The 12,979-nt window shown below is 62.9% G+C and carries 9 protein-coding genes; 6 read left to right on the forward strand and 3 right to left on the reverse strand.

The features are described from left to right. Positions 1-16: 16 nt before the first annotated feature. From PspR32_RS01375 to PspR32_RS01395, 5 genes are all read left to right on the forward strand, one after another. Positions 17-1,639 (forward strand): AAA family ATPase, encoded by a 1,623-nt coding sequence (locus tag PspR32_RS01375; protein ID WP_159387998.1) that lies wholly within the window; start codon positions 17-19, stop codon positions 1,637-1,639. A 363-nt stretch (positions 1,640-2,002) separates the two neighbouring features. Further along, on the forward strand, positions 2,003-6,448 hold the full coding sequence (gene gltB / locus PspR32_RS01380; protein ID WP_159387999.1) for a glutamate synthase large subunit: 4,446 nt from the start codon (positions 2,003-2,005) through the stop codon (positions 6,446-6,448). A gap of 116 nt (positions 6,449-6,564) precedes the next feature. Continuing rightward, complete coding sequence (locus PspR32_RS01385) at positions 6,565-7,983, forward strand: FAD-dependent oxidoreductase (RefSeq protein ID WP_010222236.1); 1,419 nt, start codon at positions 6,565-6,567, stop codon at positions 7,981-7,983. 188 nt (positions 7,984-8,171) lie between these two features. Beyond that, positions 8,172-9,233: a uroporphyrinogen decarboxylase gene (gene hemE / locus PspR32_RS01390; protein ID WP_010222237.1), complete on the forward strand. Its 1,062-nt coding sequence runs from the start codon at positions 8,172-8,174 to the stop codon at positions 9,231-9,233. A gap of 140 nt (positions 9,234-9,373) precedes the next feature. Then, a complete protein-coding gene (locus PspR32_RS01395) occupies positions 9,374-9,721 on the forward strand; it encodes a YgiW/YdeI family stress tolerance OB fold protein (RefSeq protein WP_010222238.1) in 348 nt (115 codons plus the stop codon). A gap of 67 nt (positions 9,722-9,788) precedes the next feature. Here the strand turns inward: PspR32_RS01395 and PspR32_RS01400 are convergent, their stop codons facing one another. After that, entirely contained in the window at positions 9,789-11,018 is a 1,230-nt protein-coding gene (locus PspR32_RS01400) for an MFS transporter (RefSeq protein WP_442967027.1), read from the reverse strand. Between the two features lie 153 nt (positions 11,019-11,171). Between PspR32_RS01400 and PspR32_RS01405 the strand changes: the two genes are divergently transcribed. After that, complete coding sequence (locus tag PspR32_RS01405; protein ID WP_010222240.1) at positions 11,172-12,071, forward strand: LysR family transcriptional regulator; 900 nt, start codon at positions 11,172-11,174, stop codon at positions 12,069-12,071. 1 nt (position 12,072) lies between these two features. Here PspR32_RS01405 and PspR32_RS01410 read toward each other — a convergent pair whose 3' ends face one another. Together PspR32_RS01410 and PspR32_RS01415 are read right to left on the reverse strand one after the other, a co-directional pair. Continuing rightward, entirely contained in the window at positions 12,073-12,519 is a 447-nt protein-coding gene (locus PspR32_RS01410) for a hypothetical protein (RefSeq protein ID WP_010222241.1), read from the reverse strand. Between the two features lie 15 nt (positions 12,520-12,534). Further along, positions 12,535-12,978: a hypothetical protein gene (locus tag PspR32_RS01415; RefSeq protein ID WP_050990002.1), complete on the reverse strand. Its 444-nt coding sequence runs from the start codon at positions 12,976-12,978 to the stop codon at positions 12,535-12,537. Position 12,979 lies beyond the last annotated feature (1 nt).

Here is a 12,979-nt window from a genome sequence, read left to right on the forward strand (position 1 = left end):
GGTTGATGAGCGTCCGATGACTAGTTTGCATGCCGACGAGGCCTTTCTCGGCCATTACCAGTTGAACCACGACCCCTTCGCTGCACGGGTGCCGGGTTTCAAATTCTTCCCTGCCCAGCGCAAGCCGGTGCTGGGCCAACTGCACCACCTGGCCCGTTACAGCCAGTTGCTGCTGGTGGTTACCGGCCCGCAGGGCAGCGGCAAAACCCTGCTGCGTCAGGCCCTGGTGGCCAGCACCAACAAACAATCGGTGCAGAGTGTGGTGGTTTCCGCCCGTGGTGCCAGCGATGCCGCCAGCCTGCTCGGCCAGGTTGCCCAGTCGTTGGGCGTGGCCCAGGTCGAAGTCCCGGACATCCTCGCCCAGGTGGTGCAACTGGCACTGACCGGGCAGGAAGTCTATCTGCTGGTGGACGATGCGGAACAACTTGGCGAGTCGGCACTCCAAGCCTTGCTGGAGTTGGCGGCGGGCACTCCGGAAGGGCGTCCGCATGTCTTCCTGTTTGGCGAGCCGTCACTGATCGCCGGGCTGGAAGAGCTCAATGCCGAGCAGGAACGTTTCCATGTCATCGAGCTTGAGCCCTATAGCGAAGAAGAAACCCGTGAGTACCTCGAGCAGCGCCTGGACGGTGCCGGGCGGGGCATCGAGGTGTTCACCAGTGAACAGATCGTTGATATTCACCAAAACTCTGACGGCTGGCCTGGGGCAATCAACCAGGTCGCCCGCGATACCTTGATCGAAGCCATGATCGCCAGCCGGACCACGGCGAAGCGACCATCAATGGGGTTCAATATGCCGAAGAAACATGTGCTGGCGTTGTCTGCTGTCGTCGTGGTCGCCGTCGCGGCCGCCGTGCTGATGCCGAAGAAGGGTGATCAGGCGCCGACTGCTCCTGCCGAACAGGCGCAACTGCCGCTGGGTGAAGGTCAGCCGGGCAATGCCCAGTCGAACAATGGCGGCCCGGCCATCGAGTTCGCCGGCAATTCGCAACCAATGCCGCTGCCGCTGGTAGGTCAGTCGCAACCGGTGATGCGTGGCCCGCTGGCCGAGTCGACCGGCATGGGCGAGGGTGAAGAGTCCACGCCTGCTGGCGAAACCGCACTGCAGCCACCTACCGTCACCACTATTGCTCCACCGGCGGGTGTCGCCGCTGGCCCAGCGCCAGCGCCGGCACAACCGGTTGCTCCAGCACAGTCCGTTGCTCCGGTACAGCCGGTTGCACCTGTGCAGCAGCCGGCGGCGCCTGTTGCCAGCAAGCCGGTTGCACCTGCTGCCAAGCCTGCACCAACCCAGGTTGCAACCGCCAAGCCTGCACCTAAGCCTGCCGAGAAGCCGGCGGCCAAGCCTGCGGCCGGTGGTAGCTGGTATGCCGGGCAGAAGCCGGGCAATTATGTCGTGCAAATCCTCGGTACCAGCTCCGAAGCGTCGGCCCAGGCCTACGTCAAGGCGCAGGGTGGCGACTATCGCTACTTCAAGAAAACCCTGCAGGGCAAGCCGCTGTACGTGATCACTTATGGCAACTTCGCCAGCCGTGATGCCGCTCTGGCTGCAATCAAGGCCTTGCCAGCCAAGGTCCAGGCTGGTAAACCTTGGCCACGTACCGTCGCCAGCGTCCAACAAGAACTGGCCTCGACCCGCTGATATAGCCTGGTGGCACTACCCCCGCCACCTGCTGAGCGACTCCTGAACATCGGTCAAGCCTGCTGCGTACTGCGCGGCAGGCTTTTCTGTCCCAGACTGCCGGCCACAAGCCCATCTTGCAGTCCAGGCTGAAACGCTTCAGACTCAAGCCATGCCGTTACCACGGTGCACGCTTAAAAACATTCAAAAACGCGACATGGATTTACGGCAATTCGTCGTAAATTTGTGGGCTTCCCTGTCGCTGTGCAACAATGGCTCCCCTATTGCCCCCGCAAAGCTGGCATTCGTTCGGCGTGGATGGTAAGTGGTTGTACTAAAAAAAGATTTGCCTTGGTGAGAGGCGAACCTGGTGAGAAAGTGTCTATGAAAACAGGTCTGTACCATCCCGAAGAATTCAAGGATAACTGTGGTTTTGGCCTGATCGCCCATATGACGGGTGAACCCAGCCACCACCTTTTGCAAACGGCCATCCAGGCCCTGACCTGCATGACCCACCGTGGTGGGATCAACGCCGACGGCAAGACCGGCGACGGTTGCGGTCTGCTCATGCAGAAGCCCGACCAGTTCCTGCGTGCCGTGGCCCGCGAACAGTTCGGCAATGAGCTGCCCAAGCAGTACGCGGTCGGCATGGTGTTCTTCAATCAGGACAACGCCAAGGCTGAAGCCGCGCGCGCCAACATGAACCGCGAAATCCTCGCGGCTGGCCTGCAACTGGTGGGCTGGCGCAAAGTGCCGATCGACACCAGCGTCCTTGGCCGCCTGGCCCTGGAACGCCTGCCGCAGATCGAGCAGGTGTTCATCGGCGGTGAAGGCCTGAGCGATCAGGAATTCGCCATCAAGCTGTTCAGTTCCCGTCGTCGCTCTTCGGTGGCCAACGCCGCCGACACCGACCACTACATCTGCAGCTTTTCGCACAAGACCATCATCTACAAAGGCCTGATGATGCCGGCGGACCTCGCCGCCTTCTATCCGGACCTTAGCGACGAGCGCCTGCAAACCGCGATCTGCGTGTTCCACCAGCGCTTCTCCACCAACACCCTGCCGAAATGGCCGTTGGCGCAACCGTTCCGCTTCCTCGCCCACAACGGCGAAATCAATACCATCACCGGTAACCGCAACTGGGCCCAGGCGCGTCGCACCAAGTTCGCCAATGACCTGATCCCGGACCTGGAAGAGCTCGGCCCGCTGGTCAACCGCGTCGGGTCCGACTCCTCGAGCATGGACAACATGCTCGAACTGATGGTCACCGGCGGCATCGACCTGTTCCGCGGCGTGCGCATGATCATTCCGCCGGCGTGGCAGAACGTCGAGACCATGGACGCCGACCTGCGCGCCTTCTACGAATACAACTCCATGCACATGGAAGCGTGGGACGGCCCGGCCGGCGTGGTACTGACCGAAGGCCGCCACGCGGTGTGCCTGCTCGACCGTAACGGCCTGCGCCCGGCGCGCTGGGTCACGACCAAGAACGGCTATATCACCCTGGCGTCGGAAATCGGCGTGTGGGACTACAAGCCCGAAGACGTGATCGCCAAGGGCCGTGTCGGCCCGGGGCAGATCTTTGCCGTGGACACCGAAACCGGGCAGATCCTCGACACCGACGCCATCGACAACCGCCTGAAGTCGCGCCACCCGTACAAGCGCTGGCTGCGCCAGAATGCCCTGCGCATCCAGGCCGATCTCAGCGACGACCAGGGCGTGGCCAGCTACGACGCTGACCAGCTCAAGCAATACATGAAGATGTTCCAGGTCACCTTCGAAGAGCGCGACCAGGTACTGCGTCCGCTCGGCGAGCAAGGCCAGGAAGCGGTCGGTTCGATGGGCGATGACACGCCGATGGCGATCCTTTCGCAGCGCGTGCGTTCGACCTATGACTACTTCCGCCAGCAGTTCGCCCAGGTCACCAACCCGCCGATCGACCCGCTGCGCGAAGCGATCGTCATGTCGCTGGAGATCTGCCTGGGTGCCGAGCGCAACATCTTCCAGGAATCCCCCGAGCACGCCTCGCGGGTAATCCTCAGCTCGCCGGTGATCTCGCCAGCCAAGTGGCGTTCGCTGATGAACCTCGACCGCCCCGGCTTCGAGCGCCAGCTGATCGACCTCAACTACGAAGAGAGCCTGGGCCTGGAAGCTGCGGTGCGCAACATCGCCGATCAGGCCGAAGAAGCCGTGCGCAGTGGCAAGACCCAGCTGGTGCTCAGCGACCGCCATATCGCCCCGGGCAAACTGCCGGTGCATGCGTCGCTGGCCGTGGGGGCCGTGCATCACCGCCTGACCGAGCTGGGCTTGCGCTGCGACAGCAACATCCTGGTTGAAACCGCCACCGCCCGCGACCCGCATCACTTTGCCGTGCTGATCGGTTTCGGTGCTTCGGCGGTGTATCCGTACCTGGCCTACGAAGTGCTGGCTGACCTGATCCGCACCGGCGAAGTGCTCGGTGACCTGGAAGAAGTCTTCAAGTACTACCGCAAGGGCATCTCCAAGGGCCTGTTGAAGATCCTCTCGAAGATGGGTATCTCGACTGTCGGTTCCTACCGTGGTGCGCAGTTGTTCGAAGCCGTCGGCCTCTCGGAAGAAGTGGTGAACCTGAGCTTCCGTGGCGTTGCCAGCCGCCTCAAGGGCGCACGCTTCGTCGACATCGAGAACGAGCAGAAGCTGCTCGCCGCCGAAGCCTGGAGCGCGCGCAAGCCGATCCAGCAGGGTGGCCTGCTGAAGTTCGTCCATGGTGGCGAATACCACGCCTACAACCCGGACGTGGTCAACACCCTGCAGGCCGCCGTGCAGCAGGGCGACTACGCCAAGTTCAAGGAATACACTGCGCTGGTCGACAAGCGCCCGGTGTCGATGATCCGCGACCTGCTCAAGGTCAAGGTCGCCGACCAGCCGCTGGCGCTGGAGCAGGTCGAGCCGCTGGAAGATATCCTCAAGCGTTTCGACTCTGCCGGTATCTCCCTCGGCGCGCTGTCGCCGGAAGCTCACGAAGCCCTGGCCGAGGCGATGAACCGCCTGGGCGCGCGCTCCAACTCCGGTGAGGGTGGCGAAGACCCGGCCCGCTACGGCACCATCAAGAGCTCGAAGATCAAGCAGGTGGCCACCGGCCGCTTCGGCGTTACCCCCGAGTACCTGGTCAACGCCGAAGTGCTGCAGATCAAGGTGGCCCAGGGCGCCAAGCCGGGTGAGGGCGGGCAGCTGCCTGGCGGCAAGGTCAACGGCCTGATCGCCCGGCTGCGCTACGCCGTGCCTGGCGTGACCCTGATCTCGCCTCCGCCGCACCATGATATCTACTCGATCGAAGACCTTTCGCAACTGATCTTCGACCTCAAGCAGGTCAACCCGCAGGCACTGGTCTCGGTCAAGCTGGTGGCAGAAGCGGGCGTTGGCACCATCGCCGCCGGCGTGGCCAAGGCCTATGCCGACCTGATCACCATCTCCGGCTACGACGGCGGCACCGGCGCTTCGCCGCTGACCTCGATCAAGTACGCTGGTGCGCCGTGGGAGCTGGGCCTGGCCGAAACCCACCAGACCTTGCGCGGCAACGACTTGCGCGGCAAGGTCCGGGTGCAGACCGATGGCGGCCTGAAAACCGGCCTGGACGTGATCAAGGCGGCGATCCTCGGCGCCGAAAGCTTCGGCTTCGGCACCGCGCCGATGATCGCCCTGGGCTGCAAATACCTGCGTATCTGTCACCTGAACAACTGCGCCACCGGCGTTGCCACCCAGAACGACAAGCTGCGCAAGGATCACTACATCGGTACCGTCGACATGGTGGTGAACTTCTTCACCTATGTCGCCGAAGAAACCCGTGAGTGGCTGGCCAAGCTGGGCGTGCGCAGCCTCGGCGAGCTGATCGGGCGTACCGACCTGCTGGAAATGCTCCCCGGTGAAACCGAGAAGCAGAAGCACCTGGACCTCAGCCCGTTGCTGGGCAGCGAGCACGTGCCGGCCGACAAGCCGCAGTTCTGTGAAGTCGACCGCAACCCGCCGTTCGACAAGGGCGTGCTGGCCGAGAAAATGGTCGACATGGCCCTGCCGGCCATTCGTGACCTGTCGGGCGCCGAGTTCGACCTGGACATCTGCAACTGCGACCGTTCCATCGGTGCGCGGATCTCCGGCGAAATCGCCCGCCTGCACGGCAACCAGGGCATGGCCAAGGCACCGATCACCTTCCGCTTCAAGGGCACTGCCGGGCAGAGCTTCGGGGTGTGGAACGCCGGTGGCCTGAACATGTACCTCGAAGGCGATGCCAACGACTACGTCGGTAAAGGCATGACCGGTGGCAAGCTGGTGATCGTACCGCCTGCGGGCAGCCCGTTCGCCACCCAGCACAGCGCCATCATCGGCAACACCTGCCTGTACGGCGCCACCGGCGGCAAGCTGTTCGCCGCCGGTACCGCAGGCGAGCGCTTTGCCGTGCGCAACTCCGGTGCCCACGCGATTGTCGAGGGCACAGGCGATCACTGCTGTGAGTACATGACCGGTGGCTTTGTCTGCGTTCTGGGCAAGACCGGTTACAACTTCGGCTCGGGCATGACCGGTGGTTTTGCCTACGTGCTGGACATGGACAACAGCTTCGTCGACAAGCTCAACCACGAACTGGTCGAGATCCAGCGCATCAGCGGCGAGGCCATGGAGGCTTATCGCAGCCACCTGCAGCGCGTGCTGGCTGAGTACGTCGAAGAAACCAACAGCGAATGGGGTCGTGAGCTCTGGGAAAACCTGGACGACTACGTGCGGCGCTTCTGGCTGGTCAAGCCGAAGGCGGCCAACCTGAAGAACCTGCTGTCCAGCACCCGTGCCAACCCGCAGTAGCGGCAAGCGGCAAGCCTCAAGCTGCAAGTTCAAAGCAGTACGAGGTTTGCCGGCCCACGTGATCGTCTTGCAGCTTGCAGCTTGAAGCTAGCAACTGCGGTAAAGAGGTATTGAAAATGGCTGAACGTCTCAGCAATGACTTCCAGTTCATCGAGGTCGGGCGCAAGGATCCGAAGAAGAAACTGTTGCGTCAACGCAAGAAAGAGTTCGTAGAGATCTACGAGCCCTTCAAACCCCAGCAGTCGGCCGAACAGGCCCACCGCTGCCTGGGCTGTGGCAACCCGTACTGCGAGTGGAAGTGCCCGGTGCACAACTTCATCCCCAACTGGTTGAAGCTGGTCGCCGAAGGCAACATCCTCGCCGCCGCGGAGTTGTCGCACCAGACCAACACCCTGCCGGAAGTCTGCGGCCGGGTGTGCCCGCAGGACCGCCTGTGCGAGGGTGCCTGCACCCTCAACGACGGCTTCGGCGCGGTGACCATCGGTTCGGTGGAGAAGTACATCACCGACACCGCCTTCGCCATGGGCTGGCGCCCGGACATGTCCAAGGTCAAGCCGACCGGCAAGCGCGTTGCCATCATCGGCGCCGGCCCGGCCGGCCTGGGCTGCGCCGACGTGCTGGTGCGCGGCGGGGTGACCCCGGTGGTGTTCGACCGCAACCCGGAAATTGGCGGCCTGCTGACCTTTGGCATCCCCGAGTTCAAGCTGGAAAAGACCGTGCTGAGCAATCGCCGCGAAGTCTTCACCGGCATGGGCATCGAGTTCCGCCTCAACACCGAGGTGGGCAAGGATGTCAGCATGGAGCAGTTGCTCGAGGAATACGATGCCGTGTTCATGGGCATGGGCACCTACACCTACATGAAGGGCGGCTTCCCCGGTGAAGACCTGCCGGGCGTGCACGATGCCCTGGATTTCCTGGTGGCCAACGTCAACCGCAACCTGGGCTTTGAAAAGTCGCCGGAAGATTTCGTCGACATGAAAGGCAAGAAGGTCGTGGTGCTCGGTGGCGGCGACACGGCGATGGACTGCAACCGCACCTCCATCCGCCAGGGCGCCAAGGCCGTGACCTGTGCCTACCGTCGTGACGAGGCGAACATGCCCGGCTCGCGCAAAGAGGTGAAGAACGCCAAGGAAGAAGGGGTGAAGTTCCTCTACAACCGTCAGCCGATCGCGATTGTCGGTGAAGACAAGGTCGAAGGCGTGAAGGTGGTCGAGACCCGTCTCGGCGAGCCGGACGCCCGTGGCCGCCGCAGCCCTGAGCCGATCCCGGGTTCCGAAGAGATCATCCCGGCCGATGCCGTGGTCATCGCCTTCGGTTTCCGCCCCAGCCCGGCGCCGTGGTTCGAGCAGTTCAGCATCCAGACCGACAGCCAGGGCCGCGTCGTGGCACCGGAGAAGAACACCTACAAGCACCAGACCAGCAACCCGAAGATCTTCGCCGGTGGCGACATGGTCCGCGGTTCCGACCTGGTGGTGACGGCGATCTTCGAGGGGCGCAATGCCGCCGAGGGGATTCTGGATTACCTGGAAGTCTGAAAAGGCTTCGCGGGACAAGCCCACTCCCACAGAATGTGTGCTGAACCTGTGGGAGCGGGCTTGACCCGCGATGAATTCAGCAAAATCTATTGACCTGTCACAAGTCGATAGACAAAAGGCACGGTTGATACCGTGCCTTTTACGTTGGGCTCTGAGAAAATGCCCCCACTTTTTTTCCGGATGCCGACATGACTGCCTTGAAGAACGATCGTTTTCTGCGCGCCCTGCTCAAGCAACCCGTAGACGTCACCCCGGTGTGGATGATGCGCCAGGCCGGCCGCTACCTGCCGGAGTACCGCGCCAGCCGCGCCAAGGCCGGCGACTTCATGAGCCTGTGCATGAACCCGCAGTTTGCCTGCGAGGTCACCCTGCAACCGCTGGACCGCTACCCGCTGGACGCCGCGATCCTGTTCTCGGACATCCTCACCATCCCTGACGCCATGGGCCAGGGCCTGTACTTCGAAACCGGCGAAGGCCCGCGTTTCAAGAAGGTCATCAGCACCCTGGCCGACATCGAAGCGCTGCCGATCCCTGATCCGCAGAAGGACCTGGGCTACGTCATGGACGCCGTCAGCACCATCCGCCGCGAGCTCAATGGCCGCGTGCCGCTGATCGGCTTCTCCGGCAGCCCCTGGACCCTGGCCACCTACATGGTCGAAGGCGGCTCGTCGAAAGACTTCCGCAAGACCAAGGCCATGCTCTACGACAACCCGCAGGCCATGCACCTGCTGCTCGACAAGCTGGCCCAGTCGGTCATCAGCTACCTCAACGGGCAGATCCTGGCCGGTGCACAAGCGGTACAGATCTTCGACACCTGGGGCGGCAACCTGTCGGCGGCGGCCTACCAGGAGTTCTCCCTGGCCTACATGCGCAAGATCGTCAGCGGCCTGATCCGCGAGCACGAAGGGCGCAAGGTGCCGGTCATCCTCTTCACCAAGAACGGCGGTCTGTGGCTGGAAAGCATCGCCGAGGCCGGCGCTGATGCCCTGGGCCTGGACTGGACCTGTGACATCGGCGAAGCCCGCCAGCGCGTTGGCAGCAAGGTCGCCCTGCAGGGCAACATGGACCCGACCGTGCTGTATGCCAAGCCGGAGGCCATCCGTGCCGAAGTCGGGCGCATCCTTGCCAGCTACGGCCAGGGCAGTGGCCATGTATTCAACCTCGGTCACGGCATCACCCCGGAGGTTGATCCGGAGCATGCCGGCGTGTTCATCAACGCCGTGCACGAGTTGTCGGCGCAGTACCACTAAGTAGGAGCGGGCTTGCCCCGCGATTGCGACCTGAATGAATCAGCGCGATCGCGGGGCAAGCCCGCTCCCACTGCTATTAAGGTTCAATTCAGCCTGCCTGGGTAATCTGGCTCCATCGAAACCCAGACAGGATCCACACCATGAAAACCCGTTACCTCGCTCTGCTGCTTGCCCCGCTGTTCAGCACCGCTGCCCTGGCTGCCGGCTATACCGGCCCTGGCGCCCAGTCGGTGACCACGGTTGCCGCCGCCAATGACGCCGCTGACGACACCCCGGTGGTGCTGCAAGGCTACGTGGTGAAGAAAGTGAACAACGATGACAAGTACGAGTTCAAGGACACCACCGGCACCATCACCGTCGAGATCGATGACGAAGACCTGCCGCCGGTAGCCTTCAACGACAAGACCAAGGTCAAGCTGAGCGGTGAAGTCGAGAAGCACCTGATGAGCCGTGAAGTGGATGTTGATCGGGTTGAAGTGATCAACTGATCCAGTGGCAGGCCTGCTCCTGTGGGAGCCGGCCTTGCCGGCGATGGGCCGCGCAGCGGCCCTCAGCTCAAGCCTTGGCCGGCAACTTGCTCAAGTGCACCGCCACCAGCAAGGCCACCACCAGCAAGCTGCCGATGAACAGGCCGATGCCGTTCCACCCTGCCTGATGCCAGAACATCCCGCCCGCCGTCCCCGCCACGCTCGACCCGGCGTAATAACTGAACAGGTACAACGACGAGGCCTGGCCCTTGGCCTTGGTTGCCCGTCGGCCGATCCAGCTGCTGGCCACCGAATGCGCGCCGAAAAAGCCGAAGGTAAACACCAGCATGCCAACGATAATCAGCGGCAAGGGGCTGAGCAGGGTCATCAGCAAGCCGCCGAACATCAGCACAATGGTCGCCCAGAACACCTTGCGCCGGCCCAGCTTGTCGGCCAGGGCGCCGATTTGCGCCGAGCTGTAGATCCCCGACAGGTACACCACCGACAGCAGCCCGACCAGCGCCTGGCTCATGTGATAGGGCTCGGCCAGCAGGCGATAGCCGATGTAGTTGAACAGGGTGACGAAAGCGCCCATCAGCAGGAAGGCTTCCAGGAACAGCCAAGGCAGGCCGGCATCGCGAAAGTGCAGGGTAAAACCGTCGAGCAGGCTGCGCGGATGCAGCGAGCGCGGGCGGAAGTTGCGCGATTGCGGAAGGATCTTCCAGAACACCGCCGCCGCAACCAGAGCCAGGCCACCGATCACCAGCATCGCGGTGTGCCAGCTGACGAAGTCGATCAGCACGCCGGTGATCAAGCGTCCGCTCATGCCGCCAATGGCATTGCCACCGATGTACAGGCCCATGGCCAGGCCGATGTGCTGGGGGTGGATCTCTTCGCTGAGGTAAGTCATGGCCACCGCCGCCAGGCCGCTCAGCGACAGCCCGAGCAGCGCCCGGGCCAGCAGTACGCCGTGCCAGCTGGGCATCAGGGCGCTGACGATGGTGCACAGCGCTGCGCAGAACAGGGCGAAGACCATTACCGGCTTGCGCCCTATGCGGTCGGAAATCGGCCCGGTGATCAGCAACCCGAATGCCAGCATGCCGGTGGACACCGAGAGGATCAGGCTGCTTTGCGCGGCGCTGATCGAGAACTCCTGTGACAGCAGCGGCATCATCGGCTGCACGCAGTACAGCAGGGCAAAGGTGGCAAAGCCGCCGCAGAACAGCGCCAGTACGGTGCGCAAAAAGGCCGGGGTGCCTTTTTCGATCCAGCTTTCGTTGAGGGTGGCGACGATTTCGTCGAGCGGAGCAGGGGGCAGTTCGTGGGCGTGGGGCGCAACAGCAGTTTTCACGGGTGACCTCGGGGGCGCTACGGCCTGTCAGGCAGTGAAAAAAGCATATAGCTGGCTAATGATCATTTCCAATATATTGTTCGACCTGTTTAAGAGGTTTTACGACCTATTGGAGCTGCCATGGAATTGCGTCACCTGCGCTACTTCATCGCCGTCGCCGAAGAGCTGCATTTTGGCCGGGCGGCGCAGAACCTGGGGATTTCCCAGCCACCGTTGAGTCAGCAGATCCAGGCCCTTGAACAGGAGCTGGGGGCACGCTTGTTCGAGCGAACCAATCGTCGGGTCGAGCTCAGCGAGGCCGGGCGCCTGTTCCTCGAAGAGGCACGGCTGGTGCTGGCGCAAGTCGACAAGGCTGCCGATGTCGCCCGGCGTGCGCAACTGGGTGAGCTGGGCGAGATGAAGATTGGCTTCACTTCTTCGGCACCCTTCAACTCGAGCATTCCCAAGGCTATTCACGCGTTTCGTCAGCGCTTCCCGGCGGTGCACCTGAACCTCAAGGAAATGAGCAGCCGCGATGTCGCTGACGCCTTGCTCGACGAGTCGATCGAGGTCGGCCTGATGCGCCCCTTGGCCTTGCCTGAGAGCCTGAATGTCGTCGAGCTGTTTCGCGAGCCGCTGGTGGCGGTGATCAATGCTGCCCATCCGCTGGCGCAAGGCAGTGACGCCGGGGTGCACATGGCGGCCCTGGCCCAGGAGCCGTTCGTGTTTTTTCCGCGCAGTTACGGCAGTGGCTTGCACGCGCAGTTGCTGAGCCTGGCACGCCAGGCCGGGTTCAGTCCGCATTTTGCCCAGGAGGCGGGGGAGGCGATGACCATCATCGGCCTGGTGGCGGCGGGGTTGGGGGTGTCGGTATTGCCGGCTTCGTTCCAGCGCATGCGCATCGACGGGGTGGTGTACCGGACCTTGCTCGACGACGACGCGGTGACTGCCGTGTGGTTGGTGCAGCGCCGCGATGCGCCGTCGGCGATGGCCAGGGCCTTTGCCGAGTTGTTGACCCGCCAGGCCCTGGAACGCAGCTGAGTTACTGGACCTTGGCCAGGTCGCCCTTCAGCGCAACGCCAGCCATGATCGCGCCGGCGTGGCATTCGTAGGTGGTGGCGTCCTTGCGCTCGTTGCGCTTGTAGTAGCTGCTGATGTTGGTCACGGCGTTGGCGCCAACCTTGCGGGCGGCGTCCTGCATGGTCAGTAGCGCTGATTGCAGGGCCCATTCGCAGGCTGCTGCGTCCGTTTTGTTGAAGGCGTTGGTCTTCTTGTTGGTGACCGCTGCCGGGCTGACCACGGTGACCTTGCCCTTGGGCTGCACGCCGGCCAGGTAGAACTTCACCGAACCGTCGAGCTTGTTCTCGGCGGTCATCTGCGCCACGACTTTCTCGAACGGCAGGTAGTGGGTGGTGTCGCGGGCCTGGCTGAGGCCGGGCAGGGCGCAGAGCAGCAGGGCGGTGGTGGCGGTCCAGGTTTTCAGACGCATTATGTCGTTCCTTGATTATTCAACAGTGTTCGAATGCTGTTCGCTGATGGCGCGCTGCACGATGTTCTGGGCTTCCAGCTTGTTCAGCTCTTGCAGGATGCTTTTGTCGAGGTTGTTCACCCAACGGTTGTAATTGCGGTGAATCTTGCCGTCCTTGTAGCCCAGCTCGCGGCTGTCGCGGTAGTTGATGCGAAAGTTGCTGACGCTGTAGTGGATGTCGACGGCGGCATAGAAGGTATTGCGTACCAGGATGTCGGCCTGGATCAGGTTCGGGGTGACCTTGCGCGGGGTCCAGCCGCGGTTGGCCACGGCCTTGAGGATGGCCTGCTGCACCTGCTCATGGTTGTAGTTGTGGCCGACTACAAGCTGCTCTTGTGGGGTCAGTACCGGTTTCGAGGTACAGCCAGCCAGGCCCGCAAGGGCCAGGCCGAGGACAGCGGCGCGAATCAATGAAGACATT

The sequence above is a fragment of the Pseudomonas sp. R32 genome (genome assembly GCF_009866705.1).
Lineage (GTDB): Bacteria > Pseudomonadota > Gammaproteobacteria > Pseudomonadales > Pseudomonadaceae > Aquipseudomonas > Aquipseudomonas donghuensis.

Coding starts and splice junctions, on each gene's coding strand:
- PspR32_RS01395 (WP_010222238.1), top strand. CDS start 9,374: ATGAAAACCCGTTACCTCGCTCTGCTGCTTGCCCCGCTGTTCAGCACC.
- PspR32_RS01405 (WP_010222240.1), top strand. CDS start 11,172: ATGGAATTGCGTCACCTGCGCTACTTCATCGCCGTCGCCGAAGAGCTG.
- hemE (WP_010222237.1), top strand. CDS start 8,172: ATGACTGCCTTGAAGAACGATCGTTTTCTGCGCGCCCTGCTCAAGCAA.
- PspR32_RS01410 (WP_010222241.1), bottom strand. CDS start 12,519: ATGCGTCTGAAAACCTGGACCGCCACCACCGCCCTGCTGCTCTGCGCC.
- PspR32_RS01375 (WP_159387998.1), top strand. CDS start 17: ATGACTAGTTTGCATGCCGACGAGGCCTTTCTCGGCCATTACCAGTTG.
- PspR32_RS01415 (WP_050990002.1), bottom strand. CDS start 12,978: ATGTCTTCATTGATTCGCGCCGCTGTCCTCGGCCTGGCCCTTGCGGGC.
- PspR32_RS01385 (WP_010222236.1), top strand. CDS start 6,565: ATGGCTGAACGTCTCAGCAATGACTTCCAGTTCATCGAGGTCGGGCGC.
- gltB (WP_159387999.1), top strand. CDS start 2,003: ATGAAAACAGGTCTGTACCATCCCGAAGAATTCAAGGATAACTGTGGT.